Raw genomic sequence first — 24,129 nt, 5'->3', positions numbered from 1 at the left:
GACTTGATGGTTACCGCCGGACCTTTCAGCTCAACGCGCGTTGGAAACAGTTTTCGGCCCAACCGACCGGCAGTTCAGCCCATCTGCGCGCGATGAAGCAGTTTCTGATCGGCAAGCACCAGCGCTACCATCGCCTCGACCACCGGCACGCCGCGAATCCCCACGCAGGGATCATGACGGCCCTTGGTGCGAATCTCGCTCGCTTCGCCCTCGCGCGTCACGGTTTCCACGGGGATCAGGATCGAACTGGTCGGCTTGAACGCCACGCGCATCCGCACCGGCTGGCCGGTGGCGATACCCCCCGCAATGCCGCCGGCATGATTGGCCAGGAACGCGACGCCGCCGTCGCCCGCCGGGCGCATCGCATCGGCATTCTCCTCGCCGCGCAGGGCGGCGGCTGCAAAGCCGTCGCCGATCTCGAACCCCTTCACCGCGTTGATGGACATGCATGCCGCCGCCAGTTCGCTGTCGAGCTTGGCGTAGAGCGGCGCGCCCCAGCCCGCCGGCACGCCGGTCGCCTCGCACGCCACCACGGCGCCCAGCGACGAGCCGTCCTTGCGGGCGGCATCGACCAGCATTTCCCAGCGTTGCGCAGCCTGCACGTCGGGGCAGAAGAACGGGTTGTTGCCGATCTCGGCCGCGTCGAAATGCGCATAGTCGATCGCATCGCCGCCGACCGACTCGACCCAAGCGGTAATCGTCACCTCGGGGATCACCAGCCGCGCGACTGCGCCGGCCGCGACGCGCGACGCCGTCTCGCGTGCCGACGATCGCCCGCCGCCGCGATAGTCGCGAAAGCCGTATTTCTGGTCATAGGCATAATCGGCATGGCCGGGGCGATAGGCCTTGGCGACGTTCGAATAATCCTTCGATCGCTGGTCGACATTATCGATGTGCAGCGCGATCGGCGTGCCGGTGGTGCGGCCTTCGAACACGCCGGAAAGGATGCGGACCTGGTCCGGCTCCTGACGCTGGGTGGTAAAGCGCGACTGGCCGGGGCGGCGGCGATCGAGAAACGGCTGGATGTCCGCTTCGCTCAGCGTCAGCCCCGCCGGGCAGCCATCGACCACCGCCCCGATTGCCGGGCCGTGGCTTTCGCCCCAGGTGGTGAAGCGGAATACGCGGCCGAAGCTGTTGAACGACATCGGCGCCAGTCTCCCCGCCCGTTGAACCCGGCGACCGTTTCGCAGGTGTCGCCGCCGGCGGCAAGCCCTGCCCCGGGCGGGCTTATCCGTCGATGAAGCGGGGCGCGCGCTTCTGCATGTTCGCCATCACCGCCTCGATCTGGTTCGGCGAACGCAGCAGGGCCATCTGCTCGGCGCTCTCGGCGAGCAGCACCGATGCGGTATCGCCATCATGCCCGGCGAGCCGCTTGGCGGCGCGCACCGCATCGGGGTTTTGCCCGGCGATCGTCCTGGCGAGTGCCATCGCCTCGGCATGCGGATCGCCGGCAAGCCGCGTCACGAAGCCGAAAGACTGCGCTTCAGCCGCATCGAAGGTCCGTGCGGTGTACACCAGTTCGCGCAGCACATCGTCGCGCACTGTGCCGCGCCACAGCGCAAACCCGGCCATGTCGGGAACGATGCCCCATTTGAGTTCCATCACCGACAATTGCGTGTCGGGCGCGGCGATCCGCACATCGGCGCCGCTCGCGATCTGGAGCCCGCCGCCCAATGCGACGCCGTGGACGGCGGCGATCACCGGCACCGGCAATGTCCGCCAGCCCCACGCCACCTGCTGGAACCGGTTGGCGATGCCGTGGGTGCGCGCCATCAGGTCTCCGGCATCGCCGGCAGCCATGCTGGCCATGTCGAGCCCGGCGCAAAAGGCGCGTCCCTCGCCGGAGAGCACCACCGCGCGCAGGCCGGGCTGGGCCGCCAGCGCGTCGATCGTTGCGATGATCGCATCGAACATGGCGGGATCGAGCGCGTTCATCTTGTCCGCACGTGCCAGCCGGACATCGGCAATGCCCGCATCGAACGTCCAGCGTAGCCGCTCGCCCATCATCCCGCTCCCGTCACCCTCGTTCGGGCAAGGCATGCCGCACGCGGGCGGGCAAAGGCAATGGCGAGCGCGCCTCAGTTTCGCTCGGCGGCGGGATCGACCAAGCGATAGCCACGGCCCTTGTCGGTACGCAGCAGCCGGTCGGGAGTGTCGCGGTCGAGCTTGGCCCGAAGGCGCGAGACATGAACCTCGACGACGTTGGTACCCGGATCGAAGCGCAAGCCCCAGACCGCCGCCAGCAACTCGTCCCGGCTCACCGTGCGGCCGGCATTGCGTGCGAGATGGAGCAGCAGCGCGAACTCGCGCGGCAGCAGATTGAGTGCGCGTCCGTCGCGCCGGGCGCTGCGGGCGAGCAGGTCGATCTCGATTCCCCCGAGAAACAGGCGGTGGCGCCCGCGCAGCCGTGCCGCCAGCCGCGCGGCGATTTCGCCGGCCGAGGTGGGCAGTGCCACGGCATCGTCGGCGCCGGCATCCAGCGCCTCGGCGATGTCGCCGCCGCGCGGCAGGACGAGGATCAGCAGCCCGCGCCATCCCGCCGATCGAATCCGCGCGACGTCGCCGCGACTGCGTGCCCCACCCGGCAAGACAAGCGCCTCCGCGTCGATCCCGGCGGCATAGGGAACCAGGCGAAGCCCGCGCCGCGCCGCCGCTTCGGCCAGATTTGGAATGTCCAGCGCGGATGCAATCGTCCCAGCCATTGCACGCAAACTAGCCTTTGGTGACGCCTCGCCGGTCGAATTCTGTCCGTTATGGAGCAGCTTGAGCGTCCCGCGCTGTTCGCCGGCGCGCCGCGTATCCCGCGACATAGGCGCTGCTGTCGCGGCTTGCCCGATCCCATAGCGAGTCGGCCATCGTCGGCTGGGCCGAGGCGAGCGCGTCGATCGCGGTCACGCGCATCCGATCGCATGGATGATGCAGGGCGAACCGCTCGGCCAGGTCGAGTCCATTCGCGGCATGGACGGCAAGGGCCACCAGCGTCTCCGCCCCGGTGGTGGTCAAGTTCTCGGCGATCGTGCCGCGCGCGACGTCGAAGCGGAACTGTTCGACCCAGGGCTGGGCGGGATCCGATCCGAGGATGTTGAGCGACACCGAGAAGCGGTCGGGCGGAAGCTGCACATGAATGTCCCGCCGCATCCGGTACAGCATCAGCATGTCGGGCTCGAGCCGCTGCCGGCCGATAAACCGCAGCTCCACGTCTTCGCCCGGTAGCCCGACGAGCGCGTCGGGATCATATTCGTAATAGTCGCTCCAGTAACCGGGGCCGAGATAGCCATAGGTCAGAAACGAGAAATTGTGATCGTGCGGCATGTCGTAGAAAAAGGCGGCGGCGCCGCTCGCGCGCATCGCCGCATCGCCGCGCGAGGGCCAGAAATTGGCACGCAGCACATAGCGGCCGGTGGGTGGCCGCAGCAGAAACACCTGCGGCCCATAGGCGCCGAGCGTCGTCTGGCCCGTGCACCGCGTCTTGAGCTCGTCGATCGCCAGGTCGGCGAGGAACGTCCGGTTGCGGCCGAGCCTCGCCAGCAACGGGCCGAGCGATGCGAAGGCGTCCTCGTCGCGCGGATCGATCGGCCGCGTCGCCAGCGCCTCGATAAGATCGTCTAGCGCGATCGCATCGTCGCTGCCGGCATCGATCAGGCGGGGCACGGCGCAGCCTCCATGCGGGTTTCGACGAGTGCGCGGGCGGCGGTGGCGGCGGCGCGAACCTCCGGGTGCGGATCGAGTGTGGCCATTTCGATCAGTCGCGGCAGCGCCGCCCTCGCATCGAGCGCCAGCCATTCGCGCATCGCATTCCACCGCACGTGAAAGGCCGGGTCGCGCGTCGCTGCCAGGAATGCCGGGCCGGCGTCGCTGCGGCCGCTGTGGCGAAGGAACGCTAGCAGCATTTCGACGCGCGATGCGCCGTCGTCGGCGCTGGCGATGCGGGCAAGGCGCAGGCGGTCGTCATAGCCGCGCATCAGCGCCGACGCGCCCGCCCGGATCGTCGCCGTCAGCGTGACGATGTCGTGCCGCGCGCCATAGGGTAGCTGTGCCTCGATGCGGCCGTCGAGCCGATCGACCTGGCCGTCGCGCGGCTGAAAATCGGCGATCGGCAACGGGCTTGCCGCGTTCGCGGCGGAAAAGCCGGGCGATGCCGGCTCGGTGCGCCAGCGCCGCCATCGTGCGCCGCCGGTGCGGATATAGCGCGTCACGGCCACCCGGCCGGTGAAGACGATCGACGGGGGCTGCGGCGCCGCCCTTGCCAGCGCCGCGGCATTGGTGACGCTCATGGTCAGGGTGGCGACCGGACTGTCGAACAATAGGGCCCCCGATCGCAATGCGTCGCGGCTGGCGCGCAGCGGCGGTTCGAACCACGGATCGGCTGCCAGCGCTGTGACCAGCGGATCGAGCAGGTCGCCGATCCAGCCGCTATCCGCAAGCAATGCCGCCGCTCGATCGGCCGCCGGATCGGCACAATCGAGCGGGCAATCGGCAAAGGTCGCGCGCAGCCTTTCCTGCACGGGAAGCGTTTTCCACGCGCCGACGATCGCGAGCGAGCGGGCTCGCGATGCCGCGATGTCGGCGCGCATCGCGTCGGAAGGGGCGCGCATCGCCGATCAGGGCGCCATTTCGTAGATCAGAATTGCGATGCCGACGATGAAATCGAACAGGTCGTCCACGCCCTTGACCTCGGCCACGCGGAGCGCGCCGCTCATCGCCACCTGTGTCCCCAGTTCCGCGATGTCCGCGATATCGATTTGCAGCAGTGTCATCTTTCACCCCCGATCAACCGCATGGCCGGACGCTAGGCGGAGCCCGGGGGGCGCTCACGTTAATTCGGTGTAATGTTTGCGCGGCGGGCAGGGGGCGGGTAGGTCATGGCACGATGTCGACTTCCTCTGATCCAGCGCCGCCGCCCGGCTTCGATCCCCAACGCTTCTTCAACATGCCGTTCGCCAATCACGGACGGCGGCTGGGCATCGGCTATCGCGCGCACGGGCCGGACTGGGCCGAGCTGGAACTGCCCTATCAGCCCGATCTGGTTGGCCAGCCCGAAGGCGCGATCCTGGCGTCGGGGCCGATCCTGGCCTTGATGGACATGGCGGCTAGCGTGTCGGTGTGGCTTCGTGCCGGCACGTTCAAGGCGCATGCCACGCTCGATCTGCGGATCGACTATCTTCGTCCGGCGCGCGGCGGGCAGACGGTGGTCGGGCGCGGCGAATGCTATCGGCTGACGCGGTCGATCGCGTTCGTCCGCGGCCAGGCGCATGACGGCGATCCGTCCGATCCGCTGGCGCATGTCGCCGGCACCTTCATGGCGACGGAGGGCTATTGGTGACGCTGCCGCCCTATGCCGCGCTGCTCGGCCTGACGATCGAGCCCGATCCGCGCGCACCCGTTCTGGTGATGCCGTTTTCGGGCGATGTCGTCGGCCGCCCCGGCTTCGTTCATGGCGGCGCGATCGGCGGCTTGCTGGAAATGGCGGCGGTCGGTGCGCTGCTCCAGGCGCTCGACGCCGATGGCGGCGGCCGGGTCAAGCCGATCAACGTCACGGTGGATTATATGCGCGGCGGCCGCGAGAAGGAGACCCGCGCACGGGGCACGGTGACGCGGCTCGGCAACCGCGTCGCCAATGTCAGCGCCATCGCCTGGCAGGACGAAGAAGATCGGCCGATCGCCGCCGCGCGGATGAACTATCTGATCGTTCGTTGATCGCGCACCCGGCGCTGGGCGTCACTGTTTCGGGCTGAGCCGCAGCAGCCAGCCGCCGGCGCCGCGGCCGCCGTCCTCCAGCAGCCAGACCGAGCCGTCGGGGGCCTGCGCGACGTCGCGGATGCGCGTGCCCATGTCCCATTGATCGGCCTTGCGCGGGTTGGTGCCGTCGAGCGCGATGCGGATCAGCGCCTGGCCGGACATCGCACCCATCAGCAGCGATCCCTTCCACCGCGGAAACTGGTCGCCGGTATAATAGACCATTCCCGCCGGCGACACGGATGGCACCCAGTGCAGCTTCGGCATTTCATAGCCGTCGCCCGGTGCCGGCTTGGGGATCGGCGTGCCATTGTAGTTTTCGCCGAACGACACGTTGGGCCAGCCATAATTGGCGCCCTTGACGATCAGGTTGAGCTCGTCGCCGCCCTGCGGTCCCATTTCATGTTCCCACAGATTCCCGGCCGAATCGAACACCAGGCCATAGGGATTGCGATGCCCGCTGCTCCAGATCGCGGCCGGGGCGGGGTTGGGGCCGTCAAAGGCGAAGGGGCGGCCCTTGGCCGTCTTGGCCGCTTCGCTGTCCTGCGGCGGATCGATCACCTGCACCGTCTGGGCGCCGGTCTTGCCCGCGGCCGGATTGTCGGGCGCGGGCTTGCCGTCGAGCGTCAGGTGAAGGATCTTGCCGATCGCCTGGTTCGGGTCCTGCGCGGGCGTGAAGCGCTGGCGCTCGCCCGAGGCGAGGAACAGCGATTTGCCGTCGGGCGCAAAGGCGATCACCGCGCCGAACTGGCCGCCATTGCCGTCCGACCCGGAACGGAACAGCACCTCAACGCCGTCGAGCCGGGGCGCCATCGCCCGGCCGCGCGTCAGCCGGGCGCGCGCCAGGGCGAGCGCGCTGCCGTTCGCGCGCGGCTCCGAATAGGTGAAGTAGATCATGTTGCTTGTCGCGAAGTCGGGTGCGAGCGCGACGTCGAGCAGGCCGCCCTGGCCCGGCGTCGCCACCTTGGGCACGCCCGTCACTTCGGCGGTCTCGCGACCTGCCTGCCAGAGCTGAAGATGGCCCGGCTTCTCGGTGATCAGCGCGGCACCGTCGGGCAGAAAGGTGACGGCGAACGGTGAATCGAAATCGGCGATGCGCGTCACGTTGAATGGCAGTCCGGCCGGAACCGGCGCCGGTTCGCCCTTTGGCGCGGGCGCGGCGGCGGCTGCCGCCTGTGAGTCGTTCTCGCGCGCATTCGATCCCTGGGGCGAGCAGGCGGCGGTAAGACACAAGGCGATCAATAGCGGCGAACGGTGCATCTTCTCTCTCCCGCGGTTGCGCATGGCGGACGCAAGGCCAGTCGTTTTCGCCGGGGATTACAACCCCTTTCTCGCGAAAACGCATCCTGTGCCCCGCGCCCTCTTGCTCCACAACGCTCGAGCGCGTATATCGCCCATGCTTTCTCGGACATCGTCAAACATGGTCGAGGTCGGAGCCTACCGGGCCCCGGCGGCGAAGCTGCTTGGACATGTTGCGGAGTATCGCGTGGCGGACATCGCCCATTTGACCCGACTGATCGAACCCGAAGTGCAGGCCTTGGGCTTTGCGCTGGTGCGGGTGAAGATGTTCGGCGGCGTCAGCGATCCGACGCTGCAGGTGATGGCCGAGCGGCCGGACACGCGCCAGCTGACGATCGACGATTGCGCCGATCTGTCGCGCCGCGTCTCCGATCTGTTCGATGCGCTCGAGGCCGAGGGGCGCGATCCGATCGATCATGCCTATCGACTGGAAGTCAGTTCGCCGGGCATCGACCGGCCGCTCACCCGGCTGCAGGATTTCGAGGACTGGAAGGGCCATGAGGCCCGGATCACGCTTGCCGAGAAGCTCGACGGGCGCAAGCAGTTCAAGGGCGATCTCGCCGGCATCGACGCGGCGGCTGCCAGTATCGCGATCGTCACGCAGGACGGTGCCAGCCATGTGCTGCCCTTCGCCGCGATCGAGGATGCCAAGCTGACGATGACCGACCGTCTGATCGCCGCAACCGCGCCGCTCTCTTCCGAGGGCGCCGACAAGATTATCGAAGTGGAAGGATAAGTCCGAATGGCCACCGCCATTTCCGCCAACAAGGCCGAGCTGCTCGCGATCGCGGACGCGGTTGCGCGTGAAAAGCTGATCGACAAGGCCATCGTCATCGAGGCGATGGAAGACGCGATCCAGCGCGCCGCGAAGAACCGCTACGGCGTCGAGAACGACATTCGCGCGAAGCTCGATCCGGTGTCGGGCGATCTCCGCCTGTGGCGCGTGGTCGAGGTGGTCGAGCAGGTCGACGATTATTTCAAGCAGGTCGACCTGAAGGGCGCGCAGAAGCTCCAGAAGGGTGCGAAGATCGGTGACTTCATCGTCGATCCACTGCCTCCGATCGAGTTCGGCCGCATCCAGGCGCAGGCGTCGAAGCAGATCATCTTCCAAAAGGTCCGCGATGCCGAGCGCGAGCGGCAGTTCGAAGAGTTCAAGGATCGCGTCAACGAGATCATCACCGGGGTGGTGAAGCGCGTCGAGTTCGGCCATGTCGTCGTCGACCTCGGCCGCGCCGAAGGCGTGATCCGTCGCGACCAGCAGATCCCGCGCGAAGTGGTGCGCGTCGGCGATCGTGTCCGCTCGGTGGTGCTCAACGTCCGCCGTGAGAATCGCGGTCCGCAGATATTCCTGAGCCGGGCGCACCCCGAATTCATGAAGAAGCTGTTCGCGCAGGAAGTGCCCGAAATCTACGACGGCATCATCGAGATCAAGGCCGCCGCCCGCGACCCGGGCAGCCGCGCCAAGATCGGCGTGATCAGCCATGACGGCTCGATCGATCCGGTCGGCGCCTGCGTCGGCATGAAGGGCAGCCGCGTCCAGGCCGTCGTGCAGGAAATGCAGGGCGAGAAGATCGACATCATCCCCTGGTCGCCCGACACCGCCACCTTCGTCGTCAACGCGCTGCAGCCGGCGAATGTCAGCCGCGTCGTGATCGACGAGGAAGAGGATCGCATCGAAGTGGTCGTCCCCGACGATCAGCTTAGCCTGGCGATCGGTCGTCGCGGCCAGAATGTCCGCCTCGCCAGCCAGCTCACCGGCAAGGCGATCGACATCCTCACCGAGGCGGATGCGAGCGAGAAGCGCCAGAAGGAATTCGTCGAGCGTTCGGAAATGTTCCAGAACGAGCTCGACGTCGACGAGACGCTGGCCCAGCTGCTGGTCGCCGAAGGCTTCGGCGCGCTGGAAGAAGTTGCCTATGTCGAGCTCGACGAGCTGGCGGCGATCGAGGGCTTCGACGAGGATCTCGCGCAAGAACTGCAGAATCGCGCGCAGGAAGCGCTGGAGCGCCGCGAGGAAGCCAATCGCGAGGAGCGCCGTGCGCTGGGCGTCGACGATGCGCTGACCACGATGCCGTATCTGACCGAGGCGATGCTGGTCACGCTCGGCAAGGCGGGCATCAAGACGCTCGACGATCTGGCGGACCTCGCCACCGACGAGCTAGTCGAGCGCAAGCGCGCCGAGCCGCGTCGCCGCGGCGAGGATGCTGCGCGCAAGTCCGAGCAGAAGGGTGGGATTCTGGCCGAATATGGCCTGAGCGATGAGCAGGGCAACGAGATCATCATGGCTGCCCGCGCGCACTGGTTCTCGGAAGAGGACGCCGAGGTTGTCGACGAGGAGGACGCTGTTGCGGACTCCGAACAATGAGACGGCTGGGGTAAACCCACGCGCTTCCCGCGCGCGGGAAGCCGACAGCGACGGCGCGATCCGCACCTGCATCCTGTCGCGGGCACAGGCGCCACGCGACGGGCTGCTGCGCCTTGTGCTCGCGCCCGATGGCGTCGTTTGGCCCGATGTTCGGGCCAAGGCGCCGGGGCGCGGCGCATGGATCGGCGTCGATCGTGCCGGGCTCGTGGCGTCGCGCGAGAAGGGGCGTCTGAAAGCGGCGTTGTCGCGCGCCTTCCGCACCGGCGACGTCGTCGTGCCCGACGATCTCGAGGACAGGATCGAGCAGCAGTTGCAGCGCACCGCGCTCGACCGGCTCGGGCTGGAGGCGAAGAGCGGTCATATCGTCATCGGCACCGAGCGCATCGAAAAGGCGGCGCGCGCGGGCCAGCTTCACCTGTTGCTCCATGCCGCCGATGCCGGCGAAGACGGCAGCCGCCGCCTTGCCCAGGCGTGGCGCGTGGGCCGGGATCGCGAAGGAACTTCGCTCAAGGGCTTAACATTGCCCATCCCGCGCACCATATTGTCCTTGGCGCTTGGCCGCGAAAATGTGGTACACGCCGGTCTTATCGACGCCCGGGCGGCGAAGCGGGTGAGCGAAGCGCTCGACCGCTGGCTGCATTTTATCGGACCCGACTCGACGAGCGCGACTTGCGAAACAGGCTCGCAAGGCGCATCGGCATTTCCGTCCGGCGTGCCATTGAACGACGAACATTACGAGGAACTTGAGTAGCCGCATGAGCGACACCGAAAACGAGAAGCCGAAACTGGGCATGCGCGCGCCGCTGGGACTGAAGCGCACGGTAGAGACTGGCAAGGTGAAGCAGAGCTTCAGCCACGGCCGGTCGAACACCGTGGTCGTCGAGGTCAAGCGCCGCCGTGTTCTCGGCCCGCAGGGTGCGCCGACCGAGGAGCAGGCGCCAGCGCCCGCCCCGGCTGCTCAGGCACCGCAGGCGGAGCCTGCGCGTCCCGCGTCGCCCCCGCCGGCCCAGCCGCGTCGCCCCGCCGACAATCTGTCGCCGCAGGAGCGCCAGGCGAAGCTGCTGCGCGAGGCCGAAGAACAGCGCATGCAGATGCTCGAGGAAGCGCGTCGCCGCGAAGAGCGCGAGCGTGCCGAATCCGCCGAGGAAGAGCGTCGCCGCGCCGAGGAGCGCGAGCGTGCCGAAGCGGCGGCGGCAGCCGAAGCGGCGGCCGCATCGAAGCAGGCGGCGGAGTCCGCACCGGCCCCGGCGGCCGAGCCAGTCGCCGAAGCGTCCGAGGCCAAGCCGGCCGAGGCGAAGGCTGCGGCTGAACCCGCCCCGGAAACGCCCGCCAAGGCCGCAGCAGCGAAGCCAGCTGGCGAAGCCAAGCCTGCGCCCGCGCCCAAGCGCCCGGTGCCGACCGGCCCGATCAGCCTGCAGCTCGATCCGAGCCTGCCGGCGCCGCGCCGCTTCACCCCGGTGCAGCGGCCCGAAATCCCGAAGCCTGCGCCCAAGCCGAAGCCCGCTGCGGAAACCCGCGAACAGGCGGCGCCGGCCCAGCGTGCGGCTGCCCCGGCGGCCGGTGCTGCGCCTTCGCGGCCCGCGCCAAGCGGCGGCGCACCGGCGCGCCGTGGGCCCGAGCCTGCGCGTCCGCAGCAGCGCGACCGCAAGGGCGACGATCGTCGCCAGTCGGGCAAGCTGACCGTCGTACGCGCGCTGGGTGGTGATGACGGCGCACGTGCGCGTAGCCTCGCCGCGCTCAAGCGCGCCCGCGAAAAGGAACATCGTCGTTCGTACGGTGGCCCGCGTGAGCCGCAGGTCAAGCAGGTCCGCGACGTCGTCGTTCCCGACGCGATCACGGTGCAGGAACTCGCCAACCGCATGGCCGAAAAGGGCGCGGACCTGGTGAAGGCCCTGTTCAAGATGGGCATGATGGTCACGGTCAATCAGTCGATCGATCAGGACACCGCCGAACTGCTGGTCACCGAATTCGGTCACAACATCCAGCGCGTGAGCGACAGCGATATCGATCTCCAGATCGATACGACCGAGGATCCGGCCGACAAGCTGCAGCCGCGGGCGCCGGTGGTGACGATCATGGGCCATGTCGATCACGGCAAGACGTCGCTGCTCGATGCGCTGCGCGGCACCGATGTGGTGCGCGGCGAAGCCGGCGGCATCACCCAGCATATCGGCGCCTATCAGGTCACGCTGAAGGACAAGTCGAAGATCACCTTCCTCGACACGCCGGGCCACGAAGCTTTCACCGAAATGCGCGCGCGCGGTGCCAATGTCACCGATATCGTCGTGCTGGTGGTGGCCGCGAATGACGGGCTGATGCCGCAGACGATCGAGGCGATCAATCACACCAAGGCGGCCGGCGTGCCGATGATCGTGGCGATCAACAAGATCGATCTCGACAGTGCCAACCCGCAGCGCGTGCGCGAGCGTCTGCTCGAGCATGAGGTCGTGGTCGAGGAAATGGGTGGCGACACCCAGAATGTCGAAGTCTCGGCACTCAAGAAGCTCGGCCTCGACGAACTGATCGAGAAGATCCAGCTTCAGGCGGAACTGCTCGAACTGCGCGCCAACCCCGATCGCGAGGCCGAGGGCACCGTGATCGAGGCGAAGCTCGACAAGGGCCGCGGCCCGGTTGCGACGGTTCTCGTCAATCGCGGCACGCTGCGCGTCGGCGACGTGTTCGTCGTCGGGGCGGAGAGCGGCAAGGTCCGTGCGCTGGTCGACGACAAGGGCCGCCAGATCAAGGAAGCTGGTCCGGCGATGCCGGTCGAGGTGCTCGGCATCTCGGGCGTGCCGTCGGCAGGCGATCCGCTGCAGGTGGTCGAAAGCGAGGCGCGTGCCCGCGAAGTCGCCGAATATCGCCAGGGCGTGCTGCTCCAGAAGCGCACGACCAATGCGCCCGCCAGCCTGGAGAGCATGTTCTCCGCGCTCAAGGAAAAGCAGGCGATGGAATATCCGCTGGTCGTCAAGGCGGATACCCAGGGCACGGTCGAGGCGATCGTCGCGGCGATCAACAAGATCTCCACCGATCTGATCCGTGCGCGCGTGCTGCATTCGGGCGTCGGCGGCATTACCGAGAGCGACGTGACGCTGGCGGGTGCCAGCGGCGCGCCGATCATCGGCTTCAACGTCCGCCCCAACGCCAAAGCTCGCGAGATCGCCGATCGTCAGAAGGTTGCGTTCAAATATTATGACGTGATCTACGATCTGATCGACGAGATCCGCGCCGGCATGGCGGGGCAGCTTGGCCCCGAAGCGTTCGAAACCGTGGTCGGTCGCGCCGAGATCAAGGAAGTGTTCTCGGCCGGCAAGCACGGCAAGGCGGCGGGTCTGCTGGTCACCGAAGGCGTCATCCGCAAGGCGCTCAAGGCGCGCATCACGCGCGACGACGTCATCATCTATCAGGGCGAGATCGCGTCGCTTCGTCGCTTCAAGGACGATGTGGCCGAGGTTCGCGCCGGTCTGGAGTGCGGCGTGACGTTCACGCAGAACTTCACCGACATCAAGTCGGGCGATTATCTCGAAACCTTCGAGGTCGAGATGCGCGAACGGACTCTGTAAGCCATGCCAAAGAGCCGGGGACGTCGCCGCAAAGCGCCGCCTCCGGCTCGTCATCGGCGATCCGTGATACGAGACACTATCGATGGCGCGATCAATGGTATCGGCTGCCCGTTGGTGCTCGTGGCGATGCTGATTCCGGTAACGCTCTTCACGCTTTGGTGAGCGGATAGAAAATGAAGAACAATCCAAACGAAGAGCGCTCCGTCCGCGTGCTGCGCGTGGGCGAGCAGGTGCGCCATATCCTCTCCGAAATCCTCCAGCGCGGCGACGTGCATGACGAGACGCTGGCGAGCCATCTGGTGAGCATCACCGAAGTCCGCATGTCGCCCGACCTGCGCCACGCGACCGTGTTCGTGAAGCCGCTGCTCGGCAAGGACGAGGATGCGGTGATCAAGGCGCTTCGCACCAACACCGCCTATCTCCAGCGCGAGGTCGCGCACCGGGTGAAGATGAAATACGCGGCGAAGCTCAAATTTCTGCCGGACGAGAGCTTCGACGAGGGCAGCCATATCGATCAGCTGCTCCGCGATCCGAAGGTCGCGCGCGATCTCGGCGACGATTGACGCCGCAGGGGCTTTACTCGTGGCACCGGCAGCCGGAATAAGCCGTGATGGCCAAGCTCTATTTCTACTATGCGTCGATGAACGCGGGCAAATCGACCACGCTGCTCCAGGCCGATTTCAACTATCGCGAACGCGGCATGCGGACGTTGCTGTTCACGGCGGCGGCGCATGATCGCGGCGGACACGGCGTGATCGATTCGCGCCTTGGCATCACCGCCGATGCGGTGCCGTTCGATGCCGAAACCGATCTGCGCGTGATCGTGAACAAGGCGCAAGCCGAGGCGCCGGTCGCCTGCGTTCTGGTGGACGAGGCGCAATTCCTGTCCGCGGCGCAGGTCCGCCAGCTCGCCGCCGTGTGCGACGAGGATGAGGTGCCGGTGCTCTGTTATGGCCTGCGCACCGATTTTCGCGGCGCGCTGTTCGAGGGGAGTGCGGCGCTGCTCGCCTGTGCCGACTCGCTCATCGAGATCAAGTCGGTATGCGAATGCGGACGCAAGGCGACGATGAACCTGCGCGTCGACGAGTCCGGTCGCGCGGTGCGCGATGGCGAACAGCGCGAAATCGGTGGAAACGAGCGCTATATCGCGCTGTGTCGCCGCCACTTCATGGCGCGCATGGCGTGACTGCTGGCACCGACGCCGCCCCCGCCCTATAGCCGCGCGGCCAGACCGGAAAGGGACCGCAAGCTGCTAGAGATTCTCTATTCGATCGCGACGACCCTCGTGCCGCTCGTGATCGCGATCGTCTTTCACGAAGTCGCGCATGGCCATGTCGCCAACATGCTGGGCGATTCGACCGCGGCCGAGCAGGGCCGGCTCAGCTTCAATCCGGTCCAGCACGTCGATCCGTTCGGCACGGTGGTGCTGCCGCTGATGCTCTCGCTCATTCATGCGCCGATCTTCGGCTGGGCGAAGCCGGTGCCCGTGAACGGACGGCGGCTGCGCAATCCGCGGCTGGACAATGTGCTGGTGGCGCTTGCCGGGCCGCTGATGAACCTGTGCCTCGCGACGCTGGCGGCCGGCGCACTGGCGCTGCTGATCTACAATGCCACCGGGCCGCAACTGGGCGTGGTGGCGCGGTTCGCCGCCGACAATCTGTTCAATTTCGTGCTGATCAATGCCTTTCTCGGCGTGTTCAACCTGTTGCCGATCTATCCGTTCGATGGCGCCCATGTCGTCGAAGGCGCGCTGCCGCGCTCGCTGGCGGCCGATTACAAGCGACTCGAACCGTTCGGCTTTCCGATCCTCATCGTCCTGATCGTGGTGCTGCCGGCGCTGTCTCCCAGCCTGAACCTGATCGGCCGACTCGTCGTGCCGATCGCCGACTGGTTCACGCTGGGCCTGCTCGGTTCGCTGGGCCTGTCCGCATGAGCCAGGCGCTGCACGGCTGGATCATCCTCGACAAGCCGCTGGGGCTCGGTTCGACCCAGGGCGTGAGCGCGGTTAAGCGTGCGCTGCGCGACGGCGGCTATGGCAAGGTGAAGGTCGGGCATGGCGGCACGCTCGATCCGCTGGCGAGCGGCGTGCTGCCGATCGCGCTGGGCGAGGCGACAAAGCTCGCCGGCCGCATGCTCGACAGCGACAAGGTGTACGACTTCACGATCCAGTTTGGCGTGGAGACGGACACGCTCGATGCCGAGGGGAAGGTGATTGCAATCTCGGACACCTCCGTCGACGGCGCCGACGTCGAGGACGTTCTCGCCGACTTTCTCGGCGACATCGACCAGTTGCCGCCCGCCTACTCCGCACTGAAGGTGAATGGCGCGCGTGCTTATGATCTTGCGCGAGCGGGGGCGGAAGTAACGCTCGCGACGCGGCAGATCACCATTCACGATCTCCAGTATCTGTCCTGGTGGGTCGAAGGCGAGCGGCAGTTCGCAACCCTGCGCGCGCATGTCTCCAAGGGCACCTATATCCGCAGCCTCGCCCGCGACATCGCCCAGGCGCTCGGAACGGTGGGCCATGTCACCTATCTCCGCCGGATCAAGGCCGGCCCGTTCAACCTCGATCAGGCGATTTCGCTGGACTTTCTGGGCGATGCCGCTAAGGAGCGGCGCCTTGAAGACATTCTCCTGCCGTTGAGGGCGGGGCTGGACGACATCCCGGCTCTATCCCTCACCCCCGATCAGGCAGGGCTGCTCCGTCAGGGGCGGGTCTTGATCGGGATTGCCGCAGACGATGGCCAATATTTCGCGCTTTCCGGCGACACGCCGATCGCGCTGGTAGAGGCAGGGGCCGGACAGGTCCGGATCGTTCGCGGGTTCAACCTGTAGCATGATGTCGAAGGAACAGCCATGTCGATCACGCAGGAGCGCAAGGACGCGCTCGTCAAGGAACACGCCCGCGCAGAGGGCGACACCGGCAGCCCCGAAGTGCAGATCGCGATCCTCTCGGAGCGCATCGCCAACCTCACCGAGCACTTCAAGACGCACGCCAAGGACAATCATTCGCGTCGCGGCCTGCTGATGCTGGTCAACAAGCGCCGCAGCCTTCTCGACTATCTGAAGAAGAAGGATGCGACCCGCTACACCGATCTCATCGCGAAGCTCGGTCTTCGCAAGTAACACGGAAAGGCGACCTTCGGGTCGCCTTTTTGTCATTCCGGTGCGATAACGCATCGGCGGTCCCGGGCGAAAGGCGCCGGGGACGAACGGGGGATCCGGCAATACGGTCGGTCCCACGAGCCACATACGGCTCACGCATAGGCCCCCCGCGTGATTGGCACCGGGGAGTGAAGGAAACGACATGTTCGACAAGAAGACTGTATCGATCGAGTGGGGCGGCAAGACGCTGACTCTCGAAACGGGCAAGGTTGCCCGCCAGGCCGACGGCGCGGTGATCGCGACCCTCGGCGAGACCGTGGTGCTGTGCGCCGTCACGGCTGCCAAGTCGGTGAAGGAAGGCCAGGACTTCTTCCCGCTGACCGTCCACTACCAGGAAAAATTCTCGGCCGCCGGTCGCATCCCGGGCGGCTTCTTCAAGCGCGAGCGCGGCGCCACCGAGAAGGAGACTTTGGTCTCCCGCCTCATCGACCGCCCGATCCGCCCGCTGTTCCCGGAAGGCTTCTACAACGAAGTCAACGCCATCGCTCAGGTGCTGAGCTATGACGGCGAGAACGAGCCCGATATCCTCTCGATGATCGCCGCCTCGGCCGCGCTGACGCTTTCGGGCGTGCCCTTCATGGGCCCGATCGGCGCCGCCCGCGTCGGATACCTCAACGGCGAATACATCCTGAACCCGACCGACGCGCAGGTTGCCGAGGGCGAGCTCGATCTCGTCGTCGCCGCGACCTATGACGCGGTGATGATGGTCGAATCCGAAGCCAAGGAGCTTTCGGAAGAGGTCATGCTCGGCGCCGTGCTGTTCGCGCACGATGCCTGCCGCGACATCGTCAAGGCGATCGTCAAGCTCGCCGAGCAGGCCGCCAAGGATCCGTGGGAAATGGCGTCGTCGGACGACAACGCCAAGCTCAAGGACAAGATCAAGAAGCTGATCGGCAAGGACATTGCCGCCGCCTACAAGCTGACCGACAAGTCGGCCCGCTCGAACGCGCTCAACGAGGCGCGTGCCAAGGCGAAGGCGCAGTTCACCGAGGACGGCCTGAGCCCGCAGGAAGTCATGGCCGGCATCAAGCTGACCAAGAAGCTGGAAGCCGAGATCGTCCGCACCGCCATCCTCAAGGACGGCAAGCGCATCGACGGCCGCACCACCACGCAGATCCGCCCGATCGAGGCGGAGACGCACTTCCTCCCGCGTGCGCACGGCTCGGCCCTGTTCACCCGCGGCGAGACCCAGACCATCGCCACCTGCACCCTTGGCACCAAGGATGCCGAGCAGATGATCGATGGCCTGAATGGCCTCAGCTACCAGAACTTCATGCTGCACTATAACTTCCCGCCCTATTCGGTCGGCGAAGTGGGCCGCTTCGGCGCGCCGGGCCGTCGTGAAGTCGGCCATGGCAAGCTGGCGTGGCGCGCGCTGCACCCGGTGCTGCCCGCCAAGGAAGACTTCCCCTACACGATCCGCCTGACCAGCGACATCACCGAGTCGAACGGCTCGTCGTCGATGGCGTCGGTGTGCGGCGGCAGCCTCGCGATGATGGACGCCGGCGTGCCGATCAAGCGTCCGGTCTCGGGCATCGCCATGGGCCTGATCCTCGAGGGCAAGGATTACGCAATCCTGTCCGACATCCTGGGCGATGAAGATCACCTGGGCGACATGGACTTCAAGGTCGCCGGCACGTCCGAGGGCATCACCACGATGCAGATGGACATCAAGATCGCCGGCATCACCAAGGAGATCTTCGAGGCGGCGCTCAACCAGGCGAAGGCCGGTCGCGCGCACATCCTGGGCGAGATGAACAAGGCACTGGGCGAAGTCCGCGCCGAGCTCTCCGCGCACGCACCGCGCATCGAGACCTTCACGATCGACAAGTCGAAGATCCGTGAAGTGATCGGCACCGGCGGCAAGGTGATCCGCGAGATCGTCGCCACCACCGGCGCCAAGGTCGACATCGACGACGAGGGCGTGATCAAGGTCAGCTCGTCGGATCCGGCGCAGATCGAAGCCGCGATCAAGTGGATCAAGGGCCTCGTCGAGGAACCGGAAGTCGGCAAGATCTATGAGGGCAAGGTCGTCAACCTCGTCGATTTCGGCGCCTTCGTGAATTTCATGGGCGGCAAGGACGGTCTCGTCCACGTCTCGGAAATCAAGAACGAGCGCGTCGAGAAGGTCAGCGACGTGCTGAGCGAGGGCCAGGCCGTCAAGGTCAAGGTGCTCGAGATCGACCAGCGCGGCAAGGTCCGCCTGTCGATGCGTGTGGTCGATCAGGAAACCGGCGCCGAGCTGGAAGACAGCCGTCCCGCGCGCGAGCCGCGTGGTGATCGCGGCGACCGTGGCGATCGGGGCGAGGGCCGTGGCGACCGGCGTCGCGAAGGCGGCCGCGGTGGTGATCGCGGCGGTGATCGCGGCCCGCGCCGCGACCGTGGCGACAAGCCGCGCGGCGAGCGCAAGGAAGAGCGCGGCGACGATATCGGTCTGCCGGCGTTCCTCACCGGCGACCGCGACTGAGCCGCGACGTCAGGTAAACAGGAAAGGGGCTCGTTCGCGGGCCCCTTTTTTTGCCTTTCTCGCGCAATGGGTGTACTAATTGGAAAGAAATCGGTCAGTAGAAGACCGGATGGTATAGGAGATCGGGTCGCCGCAGAGTCGGATGTCGGAGGATGTGATGATGATGGCAACTGCAACCATGGCGGAGCTGCGGCACGATCATGAGACGATTGACATTCTCGCACGCCGCCTGAGCGAACTCGTCGACCGCGAAGCCGATCCGAAATCGCTTTCGATGGCGCTGGATCATCTGCTGCGATGCGTCGCAGAGCATCTCGCTCGCGAAGACACGACGATCTACGCGCTGGCGCTCGAGGCGCAGCCGGGAATTTCGCGCGAAACCGTCGATCAGGTCCGCGATGATTTCGAGCGACTGAAGATGGACTGGCGCGACTATCTGGTCGCCTGGTCACCTGAAGCGATCATGCGCGACCGCGCCGGTTTCGTCGCCGCCACCCGCGCGATGCTGCCACGCCTGCGTGAGCGGGTCCGCCTCGAACAGGGGCTGCTTCTTGCCTCGGCCCTTCAGGGGAAGCCGGAAGTTCCCACCGGAAAATAGCGCTATTCGGCGGCCAGCAGCCCTTCCGCGCCGCCGAGATCGACCGAGACAAGCCGGCTGACCCCGCGTTCGACCATCGTGACGCCGAACAGACGATGCATCCGGCTCATCGTCGCGGCATTGTGCGTGACGATGAGGTAGCGGGTGGCGGTTTCCCGCGTCATCGCTTCGAGCAGATCGCAGAATCGATCGATATTGGCGTCGTCGAGCGGCGCATCGACTTCGTCGAGCACGCAGATCGGCGCGGGATTGGTGAGGAACAGCCCGAAGATCAGCGCCACCGCGGTCAGCGCCTGCTCGCCGCCGGACAATAGCGTGAGCGATTGCAGCTTCTTGCCCGGCGGCTGCGCCATGATTTCGAGCCCGGCTTCGAGCGGGTCGTCCGAATCAATCAGTTCGAGATGCGCCTGCCCGCCGTTGAACAGCGTGGCGAACAGCCGCTGGAAATGCCGGTCGACGGCCTCGAACGCCGCCATCAGCCGCTGCCGCCCCTCGCGATTGAGCGTGCCGATGCTGCCGCGCAGTTGATGCACCGCCTGGATCAGCTCGTCGCGCTCGCGGGCATTGGTGCCGAACGCCGCCTCGATCGCGGCGAGCTCGGTTTCGGCAACCAGATTTACCGGGCCGATCCGCTCGCGATCGGCGGTCAGTCGCTCGTGCTGGCTCGATTCGTCCTGCGGGCTGCCGACCGATGCCTCGTCGAAACCGATTCGCTGGGGCAGCAGCGGCGGCGGGCATTCGAAGCGCTCGCCGGACAATCGGCCCATCTCCACCCGGCGCAGATCCTGATTCTCGGCGCGTGCGGCCGCGCCGGCGCGCGTCTCGCGTGCCTGGGCCAGCGCTTCGCCGGCACTTCGCAGCGCCGCTTCGGCCTGCCTCAGCGTCACCTCGGCGTCGCGCTCGGCCGCCTGAGCGGCATCGGATTGGCTGCGCAACGTCTCGCTCGCGCGTTGCGCTTCGGCGATTTGCGCGGCGATTTGCGCCGGGCGATCCGCCAGCGCGGCGCGATCCTCGGCCAGCTGCGCGGCGCGGCCGTCGAGCTCGCTGGTCCGGCGCGCGGCGTCGGCGGCGCGCGCCTGCCAGCGCTCGGCTTCGGCTGCCGCGCCTGCCCGCCGGTCGCGCGCCTGGGCAATGTCGCGATCGAGCCCGGTGCGCGCCGCCCGGGCACCTGCGGCCGCCGCGCGCCGCTGCTCGGCGTTGAGGGTCAGCGCCGCGACCTGCTCGCTCGCCTCGCGACCGTCGGGCAGCGCCGTCCGCGCCGCCGCCGCCCGTTCCCGCTCGGCACTGGCCTCTTCGGCCTCGCTGGTCAGTCGGGCGCGGCGTTCGTCGAGATCGGTGCGCTGCGAGGCCAGGCGTTCGAGCTGCGTCGTCAGCCGCTCTTCGTTGCGGCTCGCTTCGCGTCCGGCGACTTCGGCGCGCTGCAACGCGGCGCGGCCGGCGGCGGCGCGCTGCCGCGCATCGGCGATCGCGGCCTCGATGGCGGCCAGCGCAGCATCGGCCGCTTCGACCGCGGCCTGCGCCGCCGGCCACGACGCTCTGAGCGCCGACAGCCGGTTGATCCGCTCGAGCCGCTCGGCGGCCGCGGCACCGTCCGACCGCGCCTGATAGCCGTCCCAGCGGCGCATCTCCCCGCCAAGCGTGACGAGTCTTTGCCCCGCGGCAAGCGGCATGCCATCGTCATTGGTGCAGACGATCACCTGTGCAAGCCGCCTGCCGAGCGCGGCCGGCGCCTCGACGTGTCGGGCGAGCGGTATCGTTCCCGCCGGGAGCGCCGGATCGTCCGATGCCGGGATCGCGCCCGCCCAATGGCGTTCGGCGGCCGGATCGAGCCCGGCATCGAGGTCGTCGCCCAGTGCTGCGGCCAGCGCGCGTTCATAGCCAGTTGCGACGCGGATGTGGTCGAGCAACCGATCCGTGCCGCTCGACCGGGTGGCGCGCTCCAGCGCGGCGATCTCGCTATCGATCTGCGCGCGTTCGGCATGCGCCTGCGCGCGGGCCGCCTGCGCGGTGTCGCGGCGGAGGATTGCGCCGGCTTCATCGCCCTCGGCATCGCTCAGTGTTGTCCGCGCCGCCTCGGCCTCGCGCTGTGCCGCCTCGCGCGTCTCGGCGGCGCGGCGTCGTTCGGCGTCGATCGGCCCGGGATCGCCGAGCGCCGAGCGTTCCGCATCGAGCCTCGCCAGATCGCGTTCGGCGCGTTCGGCGCGGGTGCGCGCGGCCGCCAGCGTCGCATCGGCGACCCGGATTTCGGCCGCCTCGCTCGCCTGTCGCGCCAGCGCGGCCGCAAGCGCGGCGTCGGCGGTGCGGGCTGCTTCGTCGGCCGCCGTCAGCGCCGCCTCGCTCGCCGGCAGCTGCGCCACCATCGTCTCGATCGCCGCGTCGAGCGCCGCTTGTTCCTCGGCTAGGCGCGCCAGCGCGCCCCCGGCATCGCGCGCGAGCGCAGTCTCGCGCGCGCGATCCTTTTCGAGCCGCTCGACCGCCTCGGCCAGCTCGGTCAGGCGCCGTTCCACGCCGTGCCGTGCGCTGCGCAGGCTTTGCAGCCGGTGCTGCGCCTCGCTCGCGGCATCGCGCAGTGCCAGCGCCTCGGCACGGCATCTGGTCACCGCTTCGATCGCCGCCGCCTGCGCCGTGGCGGCCGCGTCCTGGCGCGCGGTGCATTCGGCGACCTTCGCCTCGGCCTCTGCCGCCTCGGCATGGCCGATCCGCGCGGCGTTGGCGGCGTCGCGCCACCGCGCGAAGATCATCCGCGCCTCGGCCACGCGGATGCGATCGGAGAGTTCGCGATAGCGCTCCGCCTGTCGTGCCTGTCGGCGCAGCGCGGCGGCGCGCGCTTCCTGGTCGCTGATTAGCTCGTCGAGGCGGACAAGATTATTCTCGGTCGCGCGCAGCTTCTGTTCGGCGTCGCGGCGGCGGACGTGGAGCCCGGCGATCCCTGCCGCTTCCTCCAGCATCGCCCGGCGTTCACCCGGCTTGGCGGCGATGATCGCGCCGATCCGCCCCTGGCTGACCAGCGCCGGCGAGTGTGCGCCCGTCGCGGCATCGGCAAAGGCGAGCGCCACGTCCTTGGCGCGCACGTCGCGGCCGTTGATGCGATAGGCTGAACCGGCACCGCGCTCGATCCGGCGGACGATTTCGAGCTCTTCGTCGTCGCCGGCCTGTTCGGCGATGATCGTCACCTCGGCGAAATCGCGCGCAGGCCGCGTCGCCGTGCCGGCGAAGATCACGTCCTCCATGCCCGATCCGCGCATCGATTTGGCGCTGGTTTCGCCCATCACCCAGCGCAGCGCTTCGAGCAGGTTGGATTTGCCGCAGCCATTGGGGCCGACGATCCCCGTCAGCCCGGGCTCGATCCGCAGATCGGCTGCGTCGACGAAGCTCTTGAAGCCCGTCAGCCGCAGCCGCTTGATCTGCATGGGGCGTCGGTCAGCGCGCGCCGGCCTGCTGGAGCAGCGGCTCCAGATCGGCCCAGTTGTTCGCCGCGGTCTTGGTGCCGTTGATGAAGAAGGTCGGGGTCGAGTTCACGCCATAGACGTTGGCGCCATCGGCATTGACCTTGGCGATCTCCTCGATCTTCTTCTGGTCGGCCAGGCATGCGCGCGCCTGCGCCTCGGGCACGCCGCGCTGCTTCATGAAGTCGACCATGCCGGTCGCCTCGGCAAAGCCGGCCGCGGCCTGGGGCGGCGGCATCTGCTGAAGCTGCTGGAGTACCTGCGGGCTGTTCTGCTGCATCGACATCAGCCGTTCCTCGAACGCCGACTGGTTCGCATAGATCTGGTCGAGCACGGTGAAGAAGGCCTCGGTCGGCACACACTGGTTGAGCAGCGCGGCGGACAGATCGGGCGCGCCGTGGATCAACAGGTCGCGATATTCATAGCTGACCTTACCGGTCTTGATATAATTCTCGCGCAGCGGCTCGACGGCGGTGGTCCCGAACTGGGCGCAATAGGGGCACAGCCGCGAGCCATATTCGACCAGCTTGATCGGCGCATCGGGATTGCCCTGGCGATAGCCATTGTCCTTGGTCTTTTCGACGATGTCGGTCCACTGCTTGCCGGCGGGAGGGGCGATCGTCGCGACGGGTGCCGAGGCAGCGACGGCGCCGCCATTGCCGCCAGAGCCGGCACCGGCGCCGGCGTCACCGCCGTTGCAGGCCGCCAGCGCGAGGATCGGGAGCAGGGCCAGGGCGAATCGCATGGGATGAAATCTCCGTTTGGAAAATCGAATGGGGTTCAGGCGCCGGCGGCGCGAAGCTCGGGTTGCAGATAGGGCCAGTCGACAACGCGCAGGCGGCGGCCGTTGACGAGGAAGCTCGGCGTCCAGGCGATGCCGTGGACGCTCTGCGCATCGGCATTGGTCTTGGCGATGCGCTCAATCGCCTTGGGGTCGGCCAGGCACTGGCGCGCCCGCGCTTCGGGGACGCCCTGGCCCTTGATGAAGTCGATCATGCCCAGCGCTTCGGCAAAGCGCGTCGCCATCGCGGCCGGTGCCAGCGCCTGCCATGCCTTGATCTTGTCGGGCGAGGTTTTCTCGAGCTCGGTCAGCCGCTTTTCGAAGACCGGCTGGTTGGCATAGATCGCGTCGAGCACCGGGAAGAAGCGCTGGGCCGGCACGCACTGGTTGAGCAGCGCCAGCGCCAGATCGGGCGCGCCGTGGACCAGATAGTCGCGATATTCGTAGCTCACCCGCCCGCTGGCGACATATTGGCGGCGCAGCGGCGGCACGCCATCGGTGGCGAAGCGATAGCAGGTGGGGCAGGTGCGCGAGCCATATTCGATCAGCTTCACCGGCGCATCGGGATTGCCCTGGCGATAACCGCCCTCGGGCGTGACGGTAACGGTGTTCGTCCAGTCGGTCTGCGGGGCGGGGCGGGGCGGGGGGGCCGCGCCGATCGCCAGCAGCGGGGCGAGGCAGAGGGCGAGGGCGGCGAGGCGCAGGCGCATCG

Annotated in this window: 22 protein-coding genes and 1 pseudogene; 13 read left to right on the top strand and 10 right to left on the bottom strand. The window is 67.6% G+C overall.

The window, feature by feature from the left end; all coding sequences use genetic code 11:
* Nucleotides 1–74 precede the first annotated feature (74 nt).
* The 6 genes from aroC to ACX40Y_RS02580 form a co-directional block, all read right to left on the bottom strand.
* Nucleotides 75–1,145 (bottom strand): chorismate synthase, encoded by a 1,071-nt coding sequence (gene aroC / locus ACX40Y_RS02605; RefSeq protein ID WP_459117971.1) that lies wholly within the window; start codon nt 1,143–1,145, stop codon nt 75–77.
* An 82-nt stretch (nt 1,146–1,227) separates the two neighbouring features.
* The gene (locus ACX40Y_RS02600; protein WP_459118386.1) at nt 1,228–2,004 is read right to left on the bottom strand and encodes a crotonase/enoyl-CoA hydratase family protein; all 777 of its coding nucleotides are present in this window, start codon (nt 2,002–2,004) and stop codon (nt 1,228–1,230) included.
* Between the two features lie 74 nt (nt 2,005–2,078).
* Nucleotides 2,079–2,702 (bottom strand): winged helix-turn-helix domain-containing protein, encoded by a 624-nt coding sequence (locus ACX40Y_RS02595; protein ID WP_459117970.1) that lies wholly within the window; start codon nt 2,700–2,702, stop codon nt 2,079–2,081.
* 49 nt (nt 2,703–2,751) lie between these two features.
* Nucleotides 2,752–3,651, bottom strand: a complete 900-nt coding sequence (locus ACX40Y_RS02590) for a transposase (RefSeq protein WP_459117969.1) — start codon at nt 3,649–3,651, stop codon at nt 2,752–2,754.
* The gene (locus tag ACX40Y_RS02585) at nt 3,639–4,595 is read right to left on the bottom strand and encodes a hypothetical protein (RefSeq protein ID WP_459117968.1); all 957 of its coding nucleotides are present in this window, start codon (nt 4,593–4,595) and stop codon (nt 3,639–3,641) included. Before ACX40Y_RS02585 ends, ACX40Y_RS02590 begins: the two co-directional genes overlap by 13 nt.
* A gap of 6 nt (nt 4,596–4,601) precedes the next feature.
* Nucleotides 4,602–4,757, bottom strand: coding sequence for a hypothetical protein (locus ACX40Y_RS02580; RefSeq protein ID WP_459117967.1), 156 nt, complete (start codon nt 4,755–4,757; stop codon nt 4,602–4,604).
* A 113-nt stretch (nt 4,758–4,870) separates the two neighbouring features.
* Between ACX40Y_RS02580 and ACX40Y_RS02575 the strand changes: the two genes are divergently transcribed.
* Together ACX40Y_RS02575 and ACX40Y_RS02570 are read left to right on the top strand one after the other, a co-directional pair.
* Nucleotides 4,871–5,323: a PaaI family thioesterase gene (locus tag ACX40Y_RS02575; RefSeq protein WP_459117966.1), complete on the top strand. Its 453-nt coding sequence runs from the start codon at nt 4,871–4,873 to the stop codon at nt 5,321–5,323.
* Nucleotides 5,320–5,697, top strand: a complete 378-nt coding sequence (locus ACX40Y_RS02570; RefSeq protein ID WP_459117965.1) for a PaaI family thioesterase — start codon at nt 5,320–5,322, stop codon at nt 5,695–5,697. Before ACX40Y_RS02575 ends, ACX40Y_RS02570 begins: the two co-directional genes overlap by 4 nt.
* Before the next feature lie 21 nt (nt 5,698–5,718).
* Here ACX40Y_RS02570 and ACX40Y_RS02565 read toward each other — a convergent pair whose 3' ends face one another.
* The gene (locus ACX40Y_RS02565; RefSeq protein ID WP_459117964.1) at nt 5,719–6,996 is read right to left on the bottom strand and encodes a PQQ-dependent sugar dehydrogenase; all 1,278 of its coding nucleotides are present in this window, start codon (nt 6,994–6,996) and stop codon (nt 5,719–5,721) included.
* A gap of 226 nt (nt 6,997–7,222) precedes the next feature.
* Between ACX40Y_RS02565 and rimP the strand changes: the two genes are divergently transcribed.
* The 11 genes and pseudogenes from rimP to ACX40Y_RS02510 all read left to right on the top strand — a co-directional run bounded on the left by rimP (nt 7,223) and on the right by ACX40Y_RS02510 (nt 19,190).
* Complete coding sequence (gene rimP, locus ACX40Y_RS02560; protein WP_459117963.1) at nt 7,223–7,771, top strand: ribosome maturation protein RimP; 549 nt, start codon at nt 7,223–7,225, stop codon at nt 7,769–7,771.
* Nucleotides 7,772–7,777: 6 nt separating this feature from the next.
* Entirely contained in the window at nt 7,778–9,400 is a 1,623-nt protein-coding gene (gene nusA / locus ACX40Y_RS02555) for a transcription termination factor NusA (RefSeq protein WP_459117962.1), read from the top strand.
* On the top strand, nt 9,381–10,151 hold the full coding sequence (locus ACX40Y_RS02550) for a DUF448 domain-containing protein (RefSeq protein WP_459117961.1): 771 nt from the start codon (nt 9,381–9,383) through the stop codon (nt 10,149–10,151). The genes nusA and ACX40Y_RS02550 overlap by 20 nt, the downstream gene beginning before the upstream one ends.
* Nucleotides 10,152–10,155: 4 nt before the next feature.
* Nucleotides 10,156–12,960, top strand: a complete 2,805-nt coding sequence (infB, locus tag ACX40Y_RS02545; RefSeq protein WP_459117960.1) for a translation initiation factor IF-2 — start codon at nt 10,156–10,158, stop codon at nt 12,958–12,960.
* 173 nt (nt 12,961–13,133) lie between these two features.
* The gene (rbfA, locus tag ACX40Y_RS02540) at nt 13,134–13,523 is read left to right on the top strand and encodes a 30S ribosome-binding factor RbfA (RefSeq protein WP_459117959.1); all 390 of its coding nucleotides are present in this window, start codon (nt 13,134–13,136) and stop codon (nt 13,521–13,523) included.
* Between the two features lie 47 nt (nt 13,524–13,570).
* On the top strand, nt 13,571–14,146 hold the full coding sequence (locus ACX40Y_RS02535) for a thymidine kinase (RefSeq protein WP_459117958.1): 576 nt from the start codon (nt 13,571–13,573) through the stop codon (nt 14,144–14,146).
* Nucleotides 14,147–14,245: 99 nt separating this feature from the next.
* A pseudogene (locus tag ACX40Y_RS02530) lies at nt 14,246–14,851 on the top strand (site-2 protease family protein); the annotation flags it as partial.
* Nucleotides 14,852–14,889: 38 nt separating this feature from the next.
* Nucleotides 14,890–15,795: a tRNA pseudouridine(55) synthase TruB gene (gene truB, locus ACX40Y_RS02525; RefSeq protein WP_459117957.1), complete on the top strand. Its 906-nt coding sequence runs from the start codon at nt 14,890–14,892 to the stop codon at nt 15,793–15,795.
* A gap of 21 nt (nt 15,796–15,816) precedes the next feature.
* On the top strand, nt 15,817–16,086 hold the full coding sequence (gene rpsO, locus ACX40Y_RS02520; RefSeq protein WP_459117956.1) for a 30S ribosomal protein S15: 270 nt from the start codon (nt 15,817–15,819) through the stop codon (nt 16,084–16,086).
* Nucleotides 16,087–16,267: 181 nt separating this feature from the next.
* Nucleotides 16,268–18,592, top strand: coding sequence for a polyribonucleotide nucleotidyltransferase (gene pnp, locus ACX40Y_RS02515; protein ID WP_459117955.1), 2,325 nt, complete (start codon nt 16,268–16,270; stop codon nt 18,590–18,592).
* 163 nt (nt 18,593–18,755) lie between these two features.
* Nucleotides 18,756–19,190, top strand: coding sequence for a hemerythrin domain-containing protein (locus tag ACX40Y_RS02510; protein WP_459117954.1), 435 nt, complete (start codon nt 18,756–18,758; stop codon nt 19,188–19,190).
* Between the two features lie 2 nt (nt 19,191–19,192).
* Here the strand turns inward: ACX40Y_RS02510 and smc are convergent, their stop codons facing one another.
* Genes smc through ACX40Y_RS02495 form a run of 3 tightly spaced genes read right to left on the bottom strand, consistent with a single transcriptional unit; the run spans nt 19,193 to nt 24,127 of the window.
* On the bottom strand, nt 19,193–22,600 hold the full coding sequence (smc, locus tag ACX40Y_RS02505) for a chromosome segregation protein SMC (RefSeq protein ID WP_459117953.1): 3,408 nt from the start codon (nt 22,598–22,600) through the stop codon (nt 19,193–19,195).
* A gap of 10 nt (nt 22,601–22,610) precedes the next feature.
* Nucleotides 22,611–23,381 (bottom strand): thioredoxin domain-containing protein, encoded by a 771-nt coding sequence (locus ACX40Y_RS02500; RefSeq protein ID WP_459117952.1) that lies wholly within the window; start codon nt 23,379–23,381, stop codon nt 22,611–22,613.
* Between the two features lie 35 nt (nt 23,382–23,416).
* The gene (locus ACX40Y_RS02495; RefSeq protein WP_459117951.1) at nt 23,417–24,127 is read right to left on the bottom strand and encodes a thioredoxin domain-containing protein; all 711 of its coding nucleotides are present in this window, start codon (nt 24,125–24,127) and stop codon (nt 23,417–23,419) included.
* Between the last annotated feature and the right edge of the window lie 2 nt (nt 24,128–24,129).

The sequence above is a fragment of the Sphingomonas sp. RS6 genome (assembly GCF_054489705.1).
The sequence above is the reverse complement of the archived record's forward strand: the minus strand, read 5'-3'. Positions and strand labels throughout refer to the sequence as shown.

Coding starts and splice junctions, on each gene's coding strand:
- aroC (WP_459117971.1), bottom strand. CDS start 1,145: ATGTCGTTCAACAGCTTCGGCCGCGTATTCCGCTTCACCACCTGGGGC.
- ACX40Y_RS02600 (WP_459118386.1), bottom strand. CDS start 2,004: ATGGGCGAGCGGCTACGCTGGACGTTCGATGCGGGCATTGCCGATGTC.
- ACX40Y_RS02595 (WP_459117970.1), bottom strand. CDS start 2,702: ATGGCTGGGACGATTGCATCCGCGCTGGACATTCCAAATCTGGCCGAA.
- ACX40Y_RS02585 (WP_459117968.1), bottom strand. CDS start 4,595: ATGCGCGCCCCTTCCGACGCGATGCGCGCCGACATCGCGGCATCGCGA.
- ACX40Y_RS02580 (WP_459117967.1), bottom strand. CDS start 4,757: ATGACACTGCTGCAAATCGATATCGCGGACATCGCGGAACTGGGGACA.
- ACX40Y_RS02575 (WP_459117966.1), top strand. CDS start 4,871: ATGTCGACTTCCTCTGATCCAGCGCCGCCGCCCGGCTTCGATCCCCAA.
- ACX40Y_RS02565 (WP_459117964.1), bottom strand. CDS start 6,996: ATGCACCGTTCGCCGCTATTGATCGCCTTGTGTCTTACCGCCGCCTGC.
- nusA (WP_459117962.1), top strand. CDS start 7,778: ATGGCCACCGCCATTTCCGCCAACAAGGCCGAGCTGCTCGCGATCGCG.
- infB (WP_459117960.1), top strand. CDS start 10,156: ATGAGCGACACCGAAAACGAGAAGCCGAAACTGGGCATGCGCGCGCCG.
- rbfA (WP_459117959.1), top strand. CDS start 13,134: ATGAAGAACAATCCAAACGAAGAGCGCTCCGTCCGCGTGCTGCGCGTG.
- ACX40Y_RS02535 (WP_459117958.1), top strand. CDS start 13,571: ATGGCCAAGCTCTATTTCTACTATGCGTCGATGAACGCGGGCAAATCG.
- truB (WP_459117957.1), top strand. CDS start 14,890: ATGAGCCAGGCGCTGCACGGCTGGATCATCCTCGACAAGCCGCTGGGG.
- rpsO (WP_459117956.1), top strand. CDS start 15,817: ATGTCGATCACGCAGGAGCGCAAGGACGCGCTCGTCAAGGAACACGCC.
- pnp (WP_459117955.1), top strand. CDS start 16,268: ATGTTCGACAAGAAGACTGTATCGATCGAGTGGGGCGGCAAGACGCTG.
- ACX40Y_RS02510 (WP_459117954.1), top strand. CDS start 18,756: ATGGCAACTGCAACCATGGCGGAGCTGCGGCACGATCATGAGACGATT.
- smc (WP_459117953.1), bottom strand. CDS start 22,600: ATGCAGATCAAGCGGCTGCGGCTGACGGGCTTCAAGAGCTTCGTCGAC.
- ACX40Y_RS02500 (WP_459117952.1), bottom strand. CDS start 23,381: ATGCGATTCGCCCTGGCCCTGCTCCCGATCCTCGCGCTGGCGGCCTGC.
- ACX40Y_RS02495 (WP_459117951.1), bottom strand. CDS start 24,127: ATGCGCCTGCGCCTCGCCGCCCTCGCCCTCTGCCTCGCCCCGCTGCTG.